This is a genomic window from Kamptonema formosum PCC 6407, assembly GCF_000332155.1.
In the GTDB taxonomy this organism is placed as follows: Bacteria; Cyanobacteriota; Cyanobacteriia; order Cyanobacteriales; family Microcoleaceae; genus Kamptonema; species Kamptonema formosum.
Genome location: NZ_KB235903.1, coordinates 606,825 through 624,694, shown reverse-complemented (window position 1 = coordinate 624,694; position 17,870 = coordinate 606,825). Strand labels below are relative to the sequence as shown.

General features: G+C 42.2%; 19 protein-coding genes and 3 pseudogenes. 11 read left to right on the top strand and 11 right to left on the bottom strand.

All coding sequences use genetic code 11. The annotated features are described in order from the left end of the window. From tilS to OSCIL6407_RS0107840, 4 genes are all read right to left on the bottom strand, one after another. Positions 1–628 (bottom strand): tRNA lysidine(34) synthetase TilS (tilS, locus tag OSCIL6407_RS30410; RefSeq protein WP_019487088.1); only part of this gene is annotated, 628 nt, incomplete at its 3' end. A 205-nt stretch (positions 629–833) separates the two neighbouring features. Continuing rightward, on the bottom strand, positions 834–1,022 hold the full coding sequence (locus OSCIL6407_RS0107850) for a hypothetical protein (RefSeq protein ID WP_019487087.1): 189 nt from the start codon (positions 1,020–1,022) through the stop codon (positions 834–836). Between the two features lie 6 nt (positions 1,023–1,028). Then, entirely contained in the window at positions 1,029–1,322 is a 294-nt protein-coding gene (locus tag OSCIL6407_RS30405) for a hypothetical protein (protein WP_019487086.1), read from the bottom strand. A gap of 122 nt (positions 1,323–1,444) precedes the next feature. Continuing rightward, positions 1,445–2,020: an IS701 family transposase gene (locus tag OSCIL6407_RS0107840; RefSeq protein ID WP_019487085.1), complete on the bottom strand. Its 576-nt coding sequence runs from the start codon at positions 2,018–2,020 to the stop codon at positions 1,445–1,447. 135 nt (positions 2,021–2,155) lie between these two features. Here OSCIL6407_RS0107840 and rd point away from each other — a divergent pair, with 135 nt between their 5' ends. The 5 genes and pseudogenes from rd to OSCIL6407_RS30395 all read left to right on the top strand — a co-directional run bounded on the left by rd (position 2,156) and on the right by OSCIL6407_RS30395 (position 6,253). Next, positions 2,156–2,314 carry a rubredoxin gene (gene rd, locus OSCIL6407_RS0107835; protein WP_007355497.1) on the top strand — a complete coding sequence of 53 codons (159 nt, stop codon included), beginning with the start codon at positions 2,156–2,158 and terminating at the stop codon, positions 2,312–2,314. A gap of 12 nt (positions 2,315–2,326) precedes the next feature. Continuing rightward, complete coding sequence (locus OSCIL6407_RS0107830) at positions 2,327–3,646, top strand: BaiN/RdsA family NAD(P)/FAD-dependent oxidoreductase (RefSeq protein WP_020699930.1); 1,320 nt, start codon at positions 2,327–2,329, stop codon at positions 3,644–3,646. 226 nt (positions 3,647–3,872) lie between these two features. Continuing rightward, a complete protein-coding gene (locus OSCIL6407_RS36190) occupies positions 3,873–4,043 on the top strand; it encodes a class II aldolase/adducin family protein (protein ID WP_007352969.1) in 171 nt (56 codons plus the stop codon). A gap of 412 nt (positions 4,044–4,455) precedes the next feature. Further along, a pseudogene (locus tag OSCIL6407_RS34045) lies at positions 4,456–4,678 on the top strand (helix-turn-helix domain-containing protein); the annotation flags it as partial. A 209-nt stretch (positions 4,679–4,887) separates the two neighbouring features. After that, a pseudogene (locus OSCIL6407_RS30395) lies at positions 4,888–6,253 on the top strand (IS1634 family transposase). Positions 6,254–7,029: 776 nt separating this feature from the next. Here the strand turns inward: OSCIL6407_RS30395 and OSCIL6407_RS0107795 are convergent. Then, a complete protein-coding gene (locus OSCIL6407_RS0107795) occupies positions 7,030–7,257 on the bottom strand; it encodes a hypothetical protein (RefSeq protein WP_007354822.1) in 228 nt (75 codons plus the stop codon). Beyond that, a complete protein-coding gene (locus OSCIL6407_RS0107790) occupies positions 7,254–9,023 on the bottom strand; it encodes a S8 family peptidase (RefSeq protein ID WP_007354821.1) in 1,770 nt (589 codons plus the stop codon). Before OSCIL6407_RS0107790 ends, OSCIL6407_RS0107795 begins: the two co-directional genes overlap by 4 nt. 235 nt (positions 9,024–9,258) lie before the next feature. Between OSCIL6407_RS0107790 and OSCIL6407_RS0107785 the strand changes: the two genes are divergently transcribed. Continuing rightward, positions 9,259–9,681, top strand: a complete 423-nt coding sequence (locus tag OSCIL6407_RS0107785; protein WP_173401168.1) for a hypothetical protein — start codon at positions 9,259–9,261, stop codon at positions 9,679–9,681. Between the two features lie 232 nt (positions 9,682–9,913). Next, entirely contained in the window at positions 9,914–10,651 is a 738-nt protein-coding gene (locus OSCIL6407_RS38090; RefSeq protein WP_007354819.1) for a rubrerythrin family protein, read from the top strand. A gap of 219 nt (positions 10,652–10,870) precedes the next feature. On the opposite strand, the gene OSCIL6407_RS0107775 is transcribed toward OSCIL6407_RS38090, so the two are convergent. Both OSCIL6407_RS0107775 and OSCIL6407_RS0107770 read right to left on the bottom strand, forming a co-directional pair. After that, positions 10,871–11,143, bottom strand: a complete 273-nt coding sequence (locus OSCIL6407_RS0107775) for a type II toxin-antitoxin system RelE family toxin (protein ID WP_007354818.1) — start codon at positions 11,141–11,143, stop codon at positions 10,871–10,873. Positions 11,144–11,147: 4 nt separating this feature from the next. Beyond that, the gene (locus OSCIL6407_RS0107770; RefSeq protein WP_007354817.1) at positions 11,148–11,342 is read right to left on the bottom strand and encodes a hypothetical protein; all 195 of its coding nucleotides are present in this window, start codon (positions 11,340–11,342) and stop codon (positions 11,148–11,150) included. A gap of 115 nt (positions 11,343–11,457) precedes the next feature. Here OSCIL6407_RS0107770 and OSCIL6407_RS30390 point away from each other — a divergent pair. From OSCIL6407_RS30390 to OSCIL6407_RS0107755, 3 genes and pseudogenes are all read left to right on the top strand, one after another. Then, positions 11,458–12,104, top strand: a pseudogene (locus OSCIL6407_RS30390) (transposase); the annotation flags it as partial. A gap of 287 nt (positions 12,105–12,391) precedes the next feature. Next, positions 12,392–12,568, top strand: a complete 177-nt coding sequence (locus tag OSCIL6407_RS36185; RefSeq protein ID WP_007354814.1) for a hypothetical protein — start codon at positions 12,392–12,394, stop codon at positions 12,566–12,568. A 10-nt stretch (positions 12,569–12,578) separates the two neighbouring features. After that, on the top strand, positions 12,579–12,968 hold the full coding sequence (locus OSCIL6407_RS0107755) for a hypothetical protein (protein ID WP_007354813.1): 390 nt from the start codon (positions 12,579–12,581) through the stop codon (positions 12,966–12,968). 99 nt (positions 12,969–13,067) lie between these two features. Here OSCIL6407_RS0107755 and OSCIL6407_RS0107750 read toward each other — a convergent pair whose 3' ends face one another. Both OSCIL6407_RS0107750 and ppsA read right to left on the bottom strand, forming a co-directional pair. Further along, the gene (locus OSCIL6407_RS0107750; protein ID WP_007354812.1) at positions 13,068–13,313 is read right to left on the bottom strand and encodes a DUF4926 domain-containing protein; all 246 of its coding nucleotides are present in this window, start codon (positions 13,311–13,313) and stop codon (positions 13,068–13,070) included. Between the two features lie 215 nt (positions 13,314–13,528). Continuing rightward, positions 13,529–16,006 carry a phosphoenolpyruvate synthase gene (gene ppsA / locus OSCIL6407_RS0107745; protein WP_007354811.1) on the bottom strand — a complete coding sequence of 826 codons (2,478 nt, stop codon included), beginning with the start codon at positions 16,004–16,006 and terminating at the stop codon, positions 13,529–13,531. 578 nt (positions 16,007–16,584) lie between these two features. Between ppsA and OSCIL6407_RS0107740 the strand changes: the two genes are divergently transcribed. Next, entirely contained in the window at positions 16,585–16,971 is a 387-nt protein-coding gene (locus OSCIL6407_RS0107740) for a winged helix-turn-helix transcriptional regulator (protein WP_007354809.1), read from the top strand. Between the two features lie 485 nt (positions 16,972–17,456). Here OSCIL6407_RS0107740 and OSCIL6407_RS0107735 read toward each other — a convergent pair whose 3' ends face one another. Beyond that, on the bottom strand, positions 17,457–17,744 hold the full coding sequence (locus tag OSCIL6407_RS0107735; protein WP_007355131.1) for a cupin domain-containing protein: 288 nt from the start codon (positions 17,742–17,744) through the stop codon (positions 17,457–17,459). Positions 17,745–17,870 lie beyond the last annotated feature (126 nt).

The following is a 17,870-nucleotide window of genomic DNA, read 5'->3' as shown; positions in this document are numbered from 1 at the left end:
TGGGGAAGATGGGGGAGATGGAAGAGGAAAGACGAAGATTTCCCCCCCGCTCCTCTGCCCCTCTGCTCCCCCGCTCCCCCCGCTCCTCTGCCCCTCTGCTCCCCCGCTCCTCTGCCCCTCTACCCCTCTGCTCCCCCTCCCCCCCGCTCCCCATCAAAGGGCGCTGCCAGGTGAGGGCAGAGAGGCCATCGGCACCGCTACCGCGAATGAGGTTGTAGAGGAGAGTTTCAGCGCGATCGCTGGCTGTATGACCTGTTACGATATAGGGGTAATTGTGGGCGATCGCAACTTCAGCTAAAGCTTGATAGCGCCATTGTCGGGCTGTAGCCTCAGTTTTCGGTATTTCCTCGGCTATTTGCCGATAGAATGGTAATTGCCAATTGAGAGCTAATTCTTCTACGCGATCGGCATTAGCTTTTGAGTCTGTACGCCAGCGGTGATCGCAGTGTATAATTGCCAAATCCCAACCCCATTTTGGCTGTAAATCTAATAGTAATTTAGTTAAACATAAAGAGTCTTGTCCGCCGGATACCGCTACTAATATTCGCTGATTTCGCGGCAATAATTGGCGGTGGATTAACAAGTAGTGAAATTGAGCGTGGAGATGCGTCCATTTACTAGATTTCATAACTGAAACAAGAATTTTCACCACTTTGAGTTTAGCAGGCCAAGAAAAAGCGATCGCATCTCTTCTCTGAGGAAGTGCGATCGCTTTAATTCTAAACTTGTCTGATGACTAGATTAGAGGATGATGAAATTCGTCGCCAGTATTGGGTCTTTATGGAATATTTCAATTGTATTCCTAAGACTGAGAGTAACCCTAGTTTGTCACTCTAGGCAGAAGAAAATTGGTGAATAGCATTTAATTTAGTCCCTGTTAAGGCATTAGCACAGAGATTAACCAGACCAATTAAAGTATTAAAGCTACTAACTAATAGAGGAGCTTGCATTACCTTCAACCAAGGTTCAACTAATTTGAGGGCTAATAGTGGTAATAATAGTAATTGCATATTATTTAGCATTGATTTTCAGCCTTGATTGAAATCCCAGTCTGGATGTTCAGCTAGATAACTATTCAGTTCAGATTGACAAGTTGATAAGTCAGATAATTCCGAAGGCTGAGTTGAAATAGCCCTCATACTAACCAAGAGAAAAGCACAACAAATAGCTGACCACCATTTAGCAATATCATTATATTTAGTTACATGAAAGTCCGACCAACCTAATTCAGATTTGCTTTGTCTAAATCCATATTCAATCCAAGTTCTTTCTCCATAAATATTGCCTACATCTTGATATTTAATTTTGTCAATATTAGTCATTACATAAGATGTACTATTGATTGGTAATGTTTCGGGATCAGTTGTTAGATACCAATAAGTATATTTATTCCTGTGACCAAATATTATCTCACACACATATCTTTTTTGTTGTTGACCTTTACTTAATATTCAGCTAGTACATATCTAATTTTTAACCATTGACTAACTAATTGTTCCACTAATCTAGCAGCTATTTGGGGTTTGCTTTGATATTTATCTCCTGCTTTTAGTCGAGATTTTGGTTTGTAAACTTCAAACAATAATGGGAATGTTATGCCATTTCTAACTCCATAAATATTGACACTTACAATCCCATTGTCTACTTTTCCTAGCCTTCCTAAATATTGTCTAGCTACATATTCAGTTTTATTTCCTTTTTTTGGATCTCCGGTCTCATCTATAATAATGTCAATTGCTTCTTCTTTTAACCAGTTAAAGATAATTTTTAGTCTCTGGGTTCTTAATTCTTCCGATTTCCAGGGAGATTGTGTTAAGAAATTATGCAAGGATTGACTATTTTTTAATCCAATTATTTTAGAGAGTGTTACTAAACTTTTTCTCTTGCTTGGTGTCAAAATCCCCATAATAATTTGCTTAAACGCTTCATAGCTTCTAACTTCTGGAAATATTTTTTGATAACTCCCACAATATTGATCGATGAAACTAATGGTAGGTTGTGGAATTTTGGGCTGTATCATAGTCTGTGTCTCCCATTTAGACTTCTCTTTCTATTTTACTCTTCCTAGAGTGACAAACTAGGGTTAACATCAATTCCATCAATTTTGATTCTCTAAACTTGTAAAAATTAGTCTATTTATCGAGAAAAAGCCAAAATGCAAAAATACATCTGTACAATTTGCGCCTATGTCTACGATCCAGAACTAGGCGATCCCGATGGCGGTATTGCACCTGGAACGCCGTTTGAAGATATTCCCGAAGATTGGGTTTGTCCGATTTGCGGTGCGCTAAAATCAGATTTTGAACCAGAATAAACGAGAAAAAATGTGTCCGATAAATTTCTGCGAGTTATCGTAGTGGGCGGAGGTGCAGCAGGGTTTTTCGGAGCGATCGCAGCAGCCAAAGCTCATCCCCAAACTCGCATCACTTTACTAGAAGCAGGGCGGGAACTCCTCGCCAAAGTTCGGATTTCTGGTGGGGGACGTTGCAACGTAACTCATGCCTGCTTCGATCCAGGAATTTTAGTACAAAATTACCCCAGAGGCGGCAAAGCTCTGCGGGGTGCTTTTACTCGGTTTCAACCCCGCGATACAGTAGAATGGTTTGCTAGTCACGGCATAAAACTAAAAACAGAAGCAGATGGCCGGATGTTTCCTACCACAGACGATTCTGCAACAATAGTTAATAGTTTAATCCAGGCTGCTAAAGATGCAGGCGTAGAAATTCGCACTGGTGTTGCTGCGGTTTCAATCAAAAGATTAACACCAGATTTTGCCACATCTAAACCCTTACAAATAGAGACTGAACTAGCAGATAAATTATCTGTTTCCGATCGGTTCCCCATCTCTAATCCCCATTCCCCTTCCTTTGAAATTGAATTGAAATCGGGGGAAAAGTTGAAAGGCGATCGCATCTTGCTGGCCACTGGTAGCAGTCCTTCTGGTTTCAAATGGGCGCAAAATTTAGGTCACACCATCCAACCCCCAGTACCATCTCTATTTACTTTTAACATTTCTGATATTCGCCTCCAAGATTTAGCAGGCGTTTCCGTTGGTAATGTTCGCGTACAATTACCCGCTGCAAAATTAGAACAAACCGGGCCAATACTAATTACTCATTGGGGTTTAAGCGGCCCTGCGGTACTAAAACTATCCGCTTGGGGTGCCAGATTTTTGCACGAGTGTCGCTATCAAACATCATTGTTAATTAATTGGCTTCCCCAGTATAACCCAGACGTTTTGCGGCAACAATTGCTAGCAGTTAAATCCCAGTTACCCAGAAGAGCAATCGCCACTAGCTGTCCCCTTCCCATCCCCCGCCGTCTCTGGGAACATTTAACGGTTGCTGTTGGTATTGATAGCGAAAAACGCTGGTCAGAACTATCAAACAAAAGCCTTAATCAACTGATTCAAGAACTCAGCCAAGGTGAATATAAAATTAAGGGAAAAGGTGCATTTAAAGAAGAATTTGTTACTTGCGGCGGCGTTAACTTAAAAGAAGTTGATTTTAAAACAATGGAAAGTCGCTGCTGTCCCGGTCTTTACTTTGCTGGGGAAATTTTAGATATCGATGGTGTGACAGGGGGGTTTAATTTCCAAAGTGCTTGGACAACAGCATGGTTAGCCGGTCAAGCGATCGGCAAGTAGAATAAGTAGAAATAGAGCAACCACCAAGGTTGTTAGGAATCAGAGGCTAGGGAATAAGGGAAAGAAGAGAAAGGAGGGAAACATAAAGAATCCGAGGAAAAAACCATCTTTTCTAGGCGATTAGAAATCGCGGCTAAACAAGCTAAGTCCGCATAGGCGGACTCAAATAAAAGCGGGTAATAAACCCCAATTTGCTATCAAAAGTCCGCAGTCAGGAGCAAAAAATATGGTCACGATTAAAGTTCCCCAAATATCCTTTACACCTCCTACATTTACTTCTGTTAAGGAAGAACGCCTCCACCGCAAGCAGCGTTTAGCAGCCGCCTTCCGTCTATTTGGTCGCTTCGGGTTCAGCGAAGGTATCGCTGGCCACATCACAGCCCGCGATCCGGGGTGAAATGAGCAGTCGTACAGAAACTTACGCTAAGGAAATGATTGTGCCGTTTTGAATATTGCGATCGCATCTTAATAAACCTGTACCAATTGATCTGTCTGAAATTTAAAAGCCTCAAAGCCTTACTGTGCCGTTAACAAAAACTGTACCAAACAAACTATGCTCTAATTGGTACAGTTTAATTTTCAACTCTTCAAGTTTTTGAGAGACAAAAAGAGTGATTCCCAGAATGCTTATCCAGTAAAGCTTTCAGCCTTAAGGTAAGTTTCTGCACGACTGCTCATTTACCCCCTACAACTGGCAATATTCGTCCACAAATTTTACTGTGGGTGCAGGTGGGCGAGGCTCAACCATACTCTCTGTCTCAGTTTTTGCGATCGCCCCTAATTATACTTTGTCGAGAGTGATAAAAGAGGGTTATAGCAGAACATGGATCTACGGATTGGTTAAAAGATATAACCAATCCGGGCCTTCAGGACTTGGCGATCGCCGGAGTCAAAATCAAGGTTCAAAGCCATTAATTGAAGATATTGAACAAGCCCAACTATGGCAGGTTTTACAAGAGAATTCTCCTGATGGGGGGTTATGGAATGGTCGGAAAGTCGCAGATTGGCTGAATTACAACCGGCAGAAAGATTGTGGACGTTGGTTGACGAACCCCTGGTTAATCGTTCGTTTGAAACCCTTGACGATTTGGAAGAAGTTTTATCCCACATTCCGCAGATATTTAAGTTGCGTTAATAGAGGATAGATTCGGAATAAATAACGCCTAAAGTGATTGCTATGCAATCATTTTAGGCTTTTTTAGGATATAATAATTTCCACCACTAACCCAACTCTAAAAACTATGAAAAAGCCCTCAGAAGCGATAAATATTGTAAATTTAGACCATTTGGGAATAGTAGCAGGAATAATAGATGAGATGGAATTGGTAGAAGAAGTCAACAAAAAAGTGGGATTAAGAACCAAAGAAACCCTCAGCCCAGGACAAGTAATGAAAGCGATGATTTTGAACGGATTGGGGTTTTTGAGCGCCCCAATATACCTATTCGATACATTTTTTGTAGGAAAAGCAACAGAACATCTAATTGGAGAAGGAGTAACGCCTGAACAATTAAACGATGACAGGATAGGCAGAGCATTAGACAAATATTATCAAGCTGGGACGATAAAAGTGTATTTGTAGAGAGACTGAAAGAATTTCAAAATCAGTGGACATTTGACGGTATATGTGTAGCAGACAGTGCCTTATACACAGCTCCTAATTTGTCAGCGATGGCAGGAATGAAATGGATAACCAGAGTGCCATTAAGTATCAAAGAAGCTCAAAATAAAATCTGGGATATAAAAGATAATGCCTGGGAGCCAAATCAAATAAAGGGGTATAAAATAGCAGCGATATCAAGTGAGTATGCTAACATCAAGCAAAGATGGCTAGTGATAGAGAGTGAAATCAGAAAACAAGCAGCAATTAAAACAATAGCCAAGCAAGTAGAGAAACAGTTAGAATCAGCCAAAGCCTCAGTGCGTAAGCTATCGGGGCAAGAGTTTGCTTGTATTACCGATGCAGAGATAGCAATAAAAAGGTTATCAGATTCTTGGAAATATCACCAGATTGCAGAAATTGAATACCGAGAAAAGCCAAGTACAAAAAAACGACAATTAAGCCGAAAATATCAAGCCAGACCAAGACAACAGTTTATCAAGTTACAGGTAAAATAGAAACCAGAAAATCAGTAATAGAAGCGGAAAAAGTCAAAGCCGGGAGATTTATATTAGCCACGAATATCTTAGATACTAAAACAGTGAGCAATCAACAGGTATTATCGGAGTACAAAGCGCAGCAAAGTAACGAGAGAGGATTTAGATTTATCAAAGATCCGTTATTTTTTACGTCAAGCGTATTTGTGAAAAAGCCGGAGCGAGTGGAAGCAATTGGAATGATAATGGGACTGTGCTTGTTAGTTTATAACCTAGCTCAAAGGAAATTGAGACAACAATTAGAAGCTAGCAATGAGGGGGTGAAAAATCAGGTGAAGAAATTAACAAATAAGCCGACGATGCGCTGGATATTTCAGATGTTTCAAGCGGTGCATTTAGTGTCGATAAATGGAGAGAAGCAAGTCAGCAATTTAACCCAAGACCGTCAAGATGTATTAAAGCATTTAGGGCAGTATTGCTGTCAATACTATTTAATATTTTCAAGTGGATGATGATTGATATTAAGGTATAAATATTTGTAAATAATCTTCATTTATGAGTCAAGACAATTTGCTCTTGGCATGAGTTGACTTTGTTAAAAAGATGAGTTGAAGTGATAAATATAGCGACATGAATATATTAGAAAAAGTCAATTCTTTCAACTTACTTAATCTAGGTAAATTTTACAGGCTCCTGTAACGCTAAAACCCCATAAGTTCAATCCAAAAGCATATTGGCTCCCAGCTTTCACAACTAATAAAAAAATCCCAGCCACATCTGCGGAATGTGGGTTTTATCGTTCTCGGCTTGAGTTCGATATTGAGCCGAAGCGTTAATCCAGACCAGAATTTATTTGCGAGGTGGTGTGAAGCTAGAGAGCACTCTTATTCCATCACATCATCTGTTGCCGGTTCACTAGGAGAAAAGCGATCGCTAAAAATTTCTTCTAACTCATACGGACAATTTTTTGAAGTTAGTAACTATACTGCTCTAGCTTGTCCATTATACAATCACCTGATTTTTATTGTACTTTTATTCCATATTCCTAAATCATCCTGAAACATCCCCCCTCTGACTGGAGACTAAATCAGTAGATGCACCCTGATAGATGAACCCTAACCAATTACGGCTAGGGTTTTTTATTTATCCCCACAACAAATTTTAAAAATTATCCTGAAACTTTCCCCCCCTCAACGGATACTAAATTAGTAGATGCACCCTGATGGATAACCCCCAACCAATTCTGGCTGGGGTTTTTTTTTCACCCTGGCAAAAAACTTACCATCAACTAATCACCATCAACCTCAAAAGATTGCACTTCCAACACTGGGCCAATCATTGCAAAAGTCATCACATCCTTTCGCACTTCACCCTTAACGCTGACTTTCTGACCGGCTTTTTTTAACTCAGAGGGAACTTCCTTAAGTTCATAAGTTTCGCCGCCATCGCTTACTAGAGCCCAAGTACCAGGCCCTAATCCTTTGCGTTCAATGACACCTTTAACAGTGATACTCATGCAGTTCTTACCTCCGATTTAAGTGCTAAACGTGCTATTACTAAACACAGTAAAGCATTGACAATCAAGAAAATTTGAGCTGGCAAACCCGTACCCACACCCCAGACAGCGGGGGATACTGCTGCACTTACAGCTAAACAACTAGAAACACCAATTGCTGAACCAATAGCGATCCATTTCCATTCTTGATGTCCTAAAAATAGGGCAATTAAAACAAACGGAATTAAGGCACTGGCAAAAATTGGATTCAGCATCGCACTACCCTGAATGGTATTGCCAAATTCAGGAATAGAACTGCCCATCATCCGTAAAGGCCATTGGGGAAGGTCAAAGATATAAAGACCTTTTAGGAAAAATAACCCGGAACTGCCAGCAACTAAACCACCAGAAAATCCCCAACTCCATTGGAAGGGGAAATAATTCCGCAAGAACCAAGCCAGCATATAGGAACCGATTACCATCGCTAATTTAGGTAAAAGGGCGACAGCGCCGCCATCAATCCAAAAGCGGGGATTGAGATAGCCGTTATCCCGCAACCAGCGGAAGAAATCGCGGAAAGTGACTTGACCTTTATTTGCTAGCTGAACTGCTGCGGCTGCATCGAGTTGACCTGCGCCAAAGTGGTTGAGGGGATCTTCGGCGACAACTCGCGCTGATTGCAATAAGACATTCCGCATTTGGTCTGGTTCGGTAACGCCTGTGGCCTTCAATAAGGCTGCAACTCCGGCGACGTGGGGGGCGGCCATGCTAGTGCCTTGGTAGCCTTCAAACACTTCTGCACCCGTTTCTGGGTCAATCGTACTTTGTAGGATTTTGCCAGCTTCGGAACCGCCGGGGGCAGAGATATCGACTCCTGCGCCAAAGTTGGAATAGGGTGCCATTTCGCCGTCGGGGCCGAGGGCCGAAACGCCGATGACGTGGGGATAGCGGGCGGGATAGGATGCCGAATTTTCACCGGAGTTACCGGCGGCGGCAATGATGGTAACGCCTTTGCTGTGGGCGTAGGCGATCGCATCTTCCATCAGTTGACTTTCGCCACCGCCGCCGAGACTCATGTTAATCACATCTGCGCCGTTGTCAGCGGCAAATTTGATCGATTCGGCGATGTCGGAAACAGTACCGCCACCCTGGGCGCTTAAGACTTTGAGGGGCATTAAAGCGGCTTGGTAGGCGATGCCGGCTACGCCGTAACCGTTATTAGTGGATTGGGCGACAGTCCCGGCGACGTGGGTTCCGTGTCCGTTATCGTCAAAGGCTTCGGCGCGATCGTTTACGAAGTCGTAGCCGGGGACGAATTTGGTATCTTTTAAGTCGGGAACAACTGTGATGCCTGTATCAATTACGGCTACGGTTACGCCGTCGCCTTTAGTTTCGTTCCAAGCGGCTTCCACGTTGATGCTGCGGAGGTTCCACTGCTTGTTATACATGGGGTCGTTGGGAACGTCTAAGGCACTGTAGACGTAGTTGGGCTCGATGTATTCGGTATCTTTGGCTAATTTGGATTTTTTCAGGGCGTTGAGGAGAGTGCGATCGCCTCTGACAACATATACATTATCGGCTACTGAGAATTCGCTATTAAGTTGGGGGGAGACACCGTACTGAGAAGCGATCGCGCTTACCTCTCTGGCAATCTCAGCACTGCCGATATCTTCCCGGAAGTCGAGGACAATGCTATCGTAGGTGCCGGATGTCGCCAATCCTGAGAAGTTGGAAATCGTCCAGCCCAGCCCTATTAAAAATAAGCATAGAAGGAAAAACTTTTTCATGGTAAATAGTCCATGTCGGGGGGGTTTGCTCACCAGAATAACCCAAGTTTACTCTATGAGACAGGAATGTTGCACGATAGTTACACGAGACTTACGCACTCTCTAGCATTTTCTGCGATCGCATAGCCTGTGCGTAGCCGTTACCACCCGCAAGCAATCTCAAACGTTAATTTTTGGCGATCGCTGTGTAAGTCTTGTTACAGAAAAATCTCAAATCCTAAATCTAAAATCAACAATGGAAAGAGGTCTAATGTGGCTGCCACTGCTGGCAGTTTTTATCTGGTTAGCTTGGGCTGGTTGGAATGAGTATCAAAAAGTGGAAGCTTATCGCCTCTGGGCGCAGCAGTTTGAGAAGGTAAAATACGATATTTATGCAGTGCTTGGTCAGAATGGGGATAGTTTAACTTGGGGGAAACCAACTCGCAATGGCCCTATGAATTTGCAGACCTTTTCTTTGCAGGATGTAGAGTCAATTGGGCTTGTCGTTAATAATCAATCCGTTGATTTGCAAAAGCTACCTAATTCGGGACGCGATATTGCTTTGAAATTTTTGTTTAAAAACGCCTCTGTTGTGCTAATTCCATTTACACAAATTGACTTAGCTGCTGAATGGGAAAAATATTTGCAACAGGAATTGGAACACTGGAAATTAGGGTAAAGAAAGGTAAGGTGTAATTATTTTTGGCACATCCCTGGTAAAATCAAACTAAGTAGTCGGACATAATTAAACGTAGGGTGGGCGCTCGCCGCAACAAGCCTGTAAATCATAGCAGAAGATAGTTGTAGGTGAGCGCCCACCTTACAATTTAGCGCTTATTATGTCCGACTACTTACAAGGGCAAAGAAAGTTTGCCCAGAGATGACAAAACTAACCTAAGAGAGGAACACTTATGAGTTCAGACTTATCTCCTGAAATGGATCTATCAAACTCGAACACTCTGAAAAATCTCGAAGCCGCCTTTGGTGGCGAATCGATGGCTAATCGCAAATATCTGTACTTTGGAGAACTAGCGAATAAGCTGGGATTTAAGGAGTTATCTAAGCTGTTTAAAGAAACTGCTGCACAGGAAACAGAACACGCTTTTGCTCACTTTTCTTTACTGCATCCAGAATTAAATGTAGCCGATCCAGATGGTTTATCTGATGCCCAAAAACAGGAAATCATGGCTCGTTGTCTATCTTTAGCCATTGAAGGTGAAACCTACGAATATACCACGATGTATCCTGATTTTGCAGCGGATGCGGTGCGCGATCGCGACGGCATAGCAGCAGCAGAATTTGACTCTCAAGCCAAAGAATCTGCCGATCATGCTTACATTTTTAAAGAAGCTGCTCACCGTTTTGGGTTGTTGAAATACATCGAAAACTATCATGCCGATCGCTACAACGATACGCTACGAGTATTGCAGGGAGGGGAAGCTGATACGCGGGTTGTTGGTGAAGATCCTGCTACTCGCAAATGGATCTGCAAACAGTGTAGCATGATTTACGATCCAGTTGTTGGCGATCCCGATTCAGGGATTGCTCCGGGAACCCTTTTTGAGGACATTCCTGATGATTGGGTTTGCCCGATTTGCGGCGCAGAGAAGAAATTATTTATGCCTTTTGAAGAGAAAGTGGCGGCATAATTAGCTTGTGTTTTAGGGTGGGTTTTTTGCCTGCCCTAAAAGTATGTGAAGCGAAGCTATTCGGTAGGTAGCTTTTTCCCGTTGGGAGAATTGCGATGCCTGCGGCTGGCTACGCCTATGCGTTTTTTCAATGAGGATTATCGAGTGCGATCGCGTTAAGCTACTTTGGGGAAAATTTCAATTTTAACACTCATGCCTACTTGGTTAAGCATTGTAATTCTATGGAAAAATTCTGTATATATCTCGGCGGTGCGCCACTCGCTGACAAATCAAAGTTTTTGTCGGTGCATCAACTGTGAGTCCGATACGGTAGTCACCTACACGAATTTTATATTTATCTGCATAACCTTTCATTTTTTCCAGATATCCTAATGCAAAGGGATTGTCTGATTCTAAAAATTGAAAGACTATCGGTTCTATCCTACTTTTAATTTCAGCAGGTAAAGCAGCTAGTTCTTTGAGAAACCGCTTTGTATATTCAACTTGCCACATAATTTTATATTATTGAGTTATAATAATTAAGGGCTTGTTCTTTTGATAATCGCTCATCATCTTCAGTTTCTTCTATGAGTTTAGCCAAGCCATAGTTTTCCAAAATTTCCTCAATTTTCTCAAATTGTTCAAGAGGGATTTGAACCGCGATCGGCTGATGATTTTCGTTAACTACATAACTTTTATGAATTTCTAGCATTTTGTAATTTCTTTTGAGATATATAGTTCACTTATTTATGATAATTGATACAAGTTATTTTGTCAAGATGTGATGCCTGCGGCTGGCTACTCCTATGCGCTTTTTCAATCGTTACATCCGACAAAGAGCGTTAATATTTTTATTACTAAACAACGGAAATACACAAGCTCAAACTGCTGAACTAATTGGATGTTCTCTCAGAAAAATTGCCTACTGGAGCATTCATGGTGATCCTGATAATTTAGACAGTTTTAAAGATAATAGGATGAAGGGTAATTACCGAAAAGCCACAGAAAAATACATTAATTTACTTTTAGAAACAGTTGAAGTAGAGCCTGAGCAATATGGTTACGAGTTCGGAAGATGGACAACAGCTAGACTTGCAATACATCTAGGAGAGAAGACGGGAATTGATCTGAGTAGTATCCAAGTAAGGAGAATTTTAAAATCAAAAAAGTATGTTTACCTCTGGGCTAAATACAGCTTAGAGGATAAGCAAGATACCATAGTTTTCATAAAAAAGCAGAGACTTTACAGAAAATAGCGTCAGAAATGCCGAATCTAATCATAGAGTTTTTGCCCAAATATAGCCCTGACTATAACCTAGTTGAATTAGTATGGCATTCCGCCAAGGAATATGTTGCCAATAGATTATTTGAATCCCTTGAAAAACTAGAATCACTGTTACATAAACTTTTAAATGAAGGAGGACTAATTATGAAATGGAACCGAAAAATAAAAAATAAAGGTAACGCGAGTTAATGCAGTTTAGATGTCGAACAGCTTATCGTGGCTGGACTTGAGTTTAAGAGGAGAAAGCTACCACTATTGTGTTCTGAAGTAGCAATTTCTCACTCAATGAAGGCAGATCGCTCTTTTTTACAAGATGCGCGATCGCCCCTCTCCCATCTCTCAATCTCAAAGCGCGATCGCTCTTTTTTCTATTCACCCGCAAATATTTTGTATGTTAACATGATAACATATTAGCTTGTACAGGATGTGCGAGCGTGAGAATATAGCAATTGGAGGAAACCTAACAAGGGGGATGAGTGAGAGATCCAGAGCGGGAAAAAGAAGAACTTGGCAATCCCATCAACGAACCCGTACAAGCATATAACTTAAAAGAAGCCAAAAAGAAATGCGAACAGCTAGCAAGTCAATACGAACGGCCTCTTGTAGACGTTCGCCCTGAAGGAAAAGCCTGGTTTTGCTGCTACTTTCAGTGAGGGAAAACATATGAAAATTCGAGAATCAGTTGGTCAAAGCGTATGGAACTCTGCTCTTGGTTGGTGCTGCGAACCTCTTGACCCCATACCGCCCGGTTATATTGCCCTAGCTATTGAAGCGATGGATCTCGATCTTGTAGACTGGGATATTGAAGAAATTGGGGAAAAAGTAGGTTTTAATATTGAGTACAGATACACAGGAGTTAATGACCCTAAAGATTCATCTTTAGCTTGTGTAAGTCAGTTTGTTGGCATTTATGAGGACTGGTCAAAGCTGCATCGAGATTTGGAAGCTTTGATAGCTGCCGGCATCCCGCGTCATCTATTTAAAATACTGACTTCCAACGATGACATTGATTTAAAACCTGTTACGGAATATGCGAAAGCTACTCTTGTTTAGGCTGCAAATCAAACAGAAGTAAGCTCCGCGATCGCTCCTCTATCCCAAATAACAAAAAGCGCGATCGCTCTCCCCATTACTTTACTTCTATCCTACAATTTAGCTAACCTCTGCTAGGGGCCGAACGGTTAAAATTTCATCGTTTCTCAAGGGTTTAATTGCAGAAGTAGGAACAATGACAACGGCAATTGATTCCCCAGTAGCGCTGAAGATTTCTAGCACGCTACCTTCTTCTCCGTTACCCGGATGGGGGACATAATCAATGAGAGTGGCTACATCACCTTTTTTGAGGTGATGTTCTGGAAAATCGCAATTTAAGGAAACACGCTGGTAGAGGTCAAACATTTTTTATTTGACAATGCACTGGTATCGCTCTTTTTTATTAGGCGCGATCGCTCTTTATTTAGAAGATTTTAGTGTAGCACTGAAAGCCCATCAATAGGCGATCGCAGTTAGATTTAGTATTTATCATCGCCGACAAAAAGAAAACTACCCCAGTAGAAATTCTACCAGAGCAGCCTCATAAAACTAAAATTCAATCCAATAACCCAAAATAAAAATTAGCCAAGCTTAGCAACATCCATCGCTAAATCCATCACCCCACCCGAAGACTCAAGTTTGGCAATATCCAACAAAGTCTTCAACACAGAATCAGGATTCAAAGACAGCGAATCAATTCCTAACTCAACTAAGAACCGCGCAAACTCAGGATAATCGCTCGGCGCTTGACCGCAAATTCCAATCTTACGGTTATATTTCTTCGCCGCCTTAATTGCAATTTGTACCATCCGTTTAACTGCCTCATTGCGCTCATCAAAAATGTGAGCAACCAAAGCTGAATCGCGGTCTAAACCTAACGTTAACTGCGTTAAATCGTTCGATCCAATGGAGAAACCATCAAAGACAGCGGCAAATTCATCAGCGAAAATGACGTTACTTGGTAACTCGCACATTACGTAAACTTGCAACCCATTTTCACCCTTAACTAAACCATGTTTTGCCATCTCTGCTAACACTTTTCGGCCTTCATCTGGGGTGCGGCAAAATGGAATCATCGGGATGACATTCGTCAAACCCATTTCATCCCGTACCCGCTTCAAAGCTTTGCATTCCAGAGCATAAGCCTCCCGGTAATTCGGGTCATAATAGCGAGAAGCACCGCGCCACCCAATCATCGGGTTTTCTTCCTTGGGTTCAAATTGGCGACCACCCAAAAGATTTGCGTATTCATTGCTCTTGAAATCGCTCATCCGCACTACTACAGGATTGGGATAAAATGCCGCTGCAATCATACCAATGCCATGAGCCAGTTTATCCGTGAAGAAATCGGGTTTGTGTTCGTAAAGCGCGGTCAATTCAGCGATTTCGTTTTTAACAGCTTCATCCTCCAACTCATCAAACTTAATCAATGCCATCGGATGTGCTTTGATGTGATTGGCAATAATGAACTCTAAGCGTGCCAAACCAACACCGTCACAAGGAATTGCAGATAAACCGAATGCTTCCTCTGGATTGCCAACATTCATCAAGATTTTAGTGCGAGTTTTGGGCAAGTTATCCAGTGCAGTTTCTTGGACTTCAAAGGGTACTAAACCTTCATAAACTTTGCCTTCTTCTCCTTCAGAACAAGAAATTGTCACCTCTTGACCTGTTTGCAAAACTTTCGTCGCGTCGCCGCAACCAACGATCGCAGGGATTCCCATCTCGCGAGCAATAATCGCCGCGTGACAGGTGCGGCCACCAGCATTAGTGACGATCGCGCTGGCTTTTTTCATAATCGGTTCCCAGTCGGGGTCGGTTTTGTTCGTCACCAAAACTTCACCAGCTTGGAAATCATCAATTCTGTGTGCATCCAGAATTACCCGCGCTTTACCTTGTCCAATCATTTCGCCAACGGAACGACCTTTAACTAGGATATTTCCTGTGCCTTTGAGCTTGTAATTCCGCAGGACAGAACCGGATTTTTGCGATTGTACGGTTTCCGGCCGCGCTTGGACGATGAATAGTTCGTTTGTGAGCCCATCTTTCGCCCATTCAATGTCCATCGGCGTATACATACCGCGCACTTGGGAGTAGTGATCTTCGATCAAAACGGCCCATTTTGCTAGTTGCAGAATTTCATCGTCCTCGATCGCAAATTTTCCCCGTTCTGAGACTGGTACTGATACGTTTTTCGTGTACTTAGAGCCGCCCAAGTCATACACCATTTTGACTTCTTTTGTACCCAGGCGTTTCTCTAAAATCGGGCGGAAACCCTGTTTGAGTGTGGGTTTAAACACTAAGTATTCGTCGGGGTTCACGGCCCCTTGCACGACGTTTTCACCCAACCCGTAGGCGGCGGTGACGAGCGCTGCATTCTTAAATCCGGTTTCTGTATCGATCGAGAACATCACCCCAGAGGATGCCAAATCCGATCGCACCATTTTTTGAACGCCAACTGAAAGCGCAACTTCAAAGTGGTCGAAACCTTTGATTTGACGGTAGGAAATAGCGCGATCGGTGAAAATGGAAGCAAAGCACTTGTGAGTGCAGTCAAGCACGCCACTGCAACTTTGAACATTCAGATAAGTTTCTTGCTGTCCGGCAAAACTCGCATCTGGCAAGTCTTCTGCTGTAGCGGACGAGCGCACGGCGACATCTGTGGCTTCGCCGTAGCGATCGCACAATTGTCCGTAAGCGCCTGTAATTGCATCTTGCAAGTCTTGCGGAAAAGGTGTTTCTAAAATCAAAGTCCGTGCTTGCTTGCCTCGTAGCCGCAGATTTGGCCCATCTTCTACGTCTAAGTCGGCAAAGAGCGATCGCAATTTCGCTTCTAAACCCGCCGACTTAATAAAGTAGCGGTAGGCGTAAGCTGTGGTAGCGAATCCATTAGGAACATTAATACCTTTGGGGGTGAGTTGTCGAATCATTTCCCCTAAAGATGCGTTCTTTCCGCCCACTAGCGGGATATCTGCAATCCCTACCTCATCAAACCACAGCACAAGGGCTTCTTCTTTAGCAACCTTGGTATCCGTATTTTTAACTAATGTTTCAAGCATGGGTTTAGTTCCTCCAAGCTTAAGCTCAATCTGACAAGCTTAAGACAAAACTTTTAAATGTACTTTTGTTACCAATTCATCTCGAAAGGTAACGAACTCTTGACTAATGGGTTTAAATGATGTTAAACAATGTATCTGGGATAGGTCAGAGATTGATCCCCAGCAATTAACCGTTAATTCTTAGGGTGATTTTCTATGCCTAGCGAGAGATACTTCGTCGGAGAGACTTTTTTATTCCCTCTATTTACATCTTATTACTTCTATTCCTAACCACAAGATAGTTACGGCAAGTCTCCTTAGTTACCAAAAGTAAAAAATTGGCACTTACTGGCTTGTATAGGTTATTATAAAAAAAGATTAAGGAAACAATAAAAATTAGGCCCGGCGAATAAGTCCAGACGAATAGTCCAGGCGAATAGAATTCGCGGCTACACAACCGAAGTCCGCCTGCGCGGACTGGAAAAACATTGAGGGTTTTGAAACCCTCGTCGGCGGGTTTAGTTTGCATAGTAGCGGTTTTAACCGCCTAGTTGAGTTGACAAAAAGTTGATTCCTTAACATCTAATTAAGCTAAACAAATGAAAATAAAACATAATTTAACCGATGCTGATTCCCGAATTAAGGCTAGCTGGTGTTTTGATAGTAGCTGTCCGATTCAGTTCATGCTAGAATTACTAGGGAGTAAATGGTCTGTGCTGATTTTGCGAGAGCTATTTAGGTGCGATCGCCGCACCCATGAACTTTTAGAAGCTTTACCTGGTATTAGCTCCAAAACCCTAACTCTGAGGCTCAGAGAGTTAGAAATGCACGGTTTAGTGAAACGGACTGTTTATCCAGAAATTCCGCCTCATGTTGAATATGCTCTCACAGAGAAAGGCCGAGAAGTTCAGCCAGTGATGGTGGCCCTTAAACAGGTAGGAGAGCGGTGGTTAGGGAAAAAAAGTTGTGCTTGTCCTTTGGAATGAGTCGGTCAAGAGTGCGAACTCTGGATTTTAGCCATTGTCAATAATTTAGGCTTCGCAACGCAAAAGCCTTAAGTAGTCGGACATAAATAAACGTAAGTATGTCATTGTTCGCTGTGCTCCGCAATCGCAAGGACTTGAGGTGGTTTCCCAACCCTCGCAATGGCAATCTTTATGTCCAGCTACTTACAACCCACATTCCGCAGGTAAGTAGGTGGACATAAATAAACGCTATAAATTGTCAGGTGGGCGCTCGCCTCTCTCAAGAATTAAAAATGTAAAATTAAAAATTAAAAATGTAATTGATTTCTTTTTTAATTTTTAACTTTTAATTTTTAATTGGATTTAGCTATGAGTTACAGGCTGGTTGCGGCGAGCGCCCACCCTACGTTTAATTGACAGTCAGTTTTTATGAGCTTCTTGTGGGATGGGCATCCTACCCGTCTTTGTATTCGATTTAGATGCGTAATAGCTTACCATAATCGCGTTTAACGGACTACTGTTAACCGCTCCGTAAATTGGTTTGTTATTGCTTTCTTCTCATCAGTCAGGACTTCCAAAATTAACGGGCTTTTACTCAAAGCAGAAATTACAGCAAAATTTTTACTTAAGGGAAGTGAAACTTTTTCTCCACTTTTTAAGATGATATCTTGTTTGTCAATAGTTATCCAAGCGGTTCCTGACAAAACCTGCACATCTCGGTAGGCTTTTGGTAGCCTGAATACTTGATTATTTTCAAGTTTAATAGCGGTAAATTGGGAATTGCGTTCAAACATAGCCGTAAACTCCCTTAATCTGTTTGAGTTGTAAGAAAAATTGACGCGATAATTTAGCAGAGAGATAGCAATCTAAAGTAACGTCAATTAGATAACTTCAGTATTTTGTATGTCATGACGCTGCTT

Excerpts from the sequence above, each read along its gene's own strand:
- OSCIL6407_RS0107850 (WP_019487087.1), bottom strand. The coding sequence starts at position 1,022 with ATGCTAAATAATATGCAATTACTATTATTACCACTATTAGCCCTCAAA.
- OSCIL6407_RS30405 (WP_019487086.1), bottom strand. The coding sequence starts at position 1,322 with ATGACTAATATTGACAAAATTAAATATCAAGATGTAGGCAATATTTAT.
- OSCIL6407_RS0107840 (WP_019487085.1), bottom strand. The coding sequence starts at position 2,020 with ATGATACAGCCCAAAATTCCACAACCTACCATTAGTTTCATCGATCAA.
- rd (WP_007355497.1), top strand. The coding sequence starts at position 2,156 with ATGCAAAAATACATCTGTACAATTTGCGCCTATGTCTACGATCCAGAA.
- OSCIL6407_RS36190 (WP_007352969.1), top strand. The coding sequence starts at position 3,873 with ATGGTCACGATTAAAGTTCCCCAAATATCCTTTACACCTCCTACATTT.
- OSCIL6407_RS0107795 (WP_007354822.1), bottom strand. The coding sequence starts at position 7,257 with ATGAGTATCACTGTTAAAGGTGTCATTGAACGCAAAGGATTAGGGCCT.
- OSCIL6407_RS0107790 (WP_007354821.1), bottom strand. The coding sequence starts at position 9,023 with ATGAAAAAGTTTTTCCTTCTATGCTTATTTTTAATAGGGCTGGGCTGG.
- OSCIL6407_RS0107785 (WP_173401168.1), top strand. The coding sequence starts at position 9,259 with ATGGAAAGAGGTCTAATGTGGCTGCCACTGCTGGCAGTTTTTATCTGG.
- OSCIL6407_RS38090 (WP_007354819.1), top strand. The coding sequence starts at position 9,914 with ATGAGTTCAGACTTATCTCCTGAAATGGATCTATCAAACTCGAACACT.
- OSCIL6407_RS0107775 (WP_007354818.1), bottom strand. The coding sequence starts at position 11,143 with ATGTGGCAAGTTGAATATACAAAGCGGTTTCTCAAAGAACTAGCTGCT.
- OSCIL6407_RS0107770 (WP_007354817.1), bottom strand. The coding sequence starts at position 11,342 with ATGCTAGAAATTCATAAAAGTTATGTAGTTAACGAAAATCATCAGCCG.
- OSCIL6407_RS0107755 (WP_007354813.1), top strand. The coding sequence starts at position 12,579 with ATGAAAATTCGAGAATCAGTTGGTCAAAGCGTATGGAACTCTGCTCTT.
- OSCIL6407_RS0107750 (WP_007354812.1), bottom strand. The coding sequence starts at position 13,313 with ATGTTTGACCTCTACCAGCGTGTTTCCTTAAATTGCGATTTTCCAGAA.
- ppsA (WP_007354811.1), bottom strand. The coding sequence starts at position 16,006 with ATGCTTGAAACATTAGTTAAAAATACGGATACCAAGGTTGCTAAAGAA.
- OSCIL6407_RS0107740 (WP_007354809.1), top strand. The coding sequence starts at position 16,585 with ATGAAAATAAAACATAATTTAACCGATGCTGATTCCCGAATTAAGGCT.
- OSCIL6407_RS0107735 (WP_007355131.1), bottom strand. The coding sequence starts at position 17,744 with ATGTTTGAACGCAATTCCCAATTTACCGCTATTAAACTTGAAAATAAT.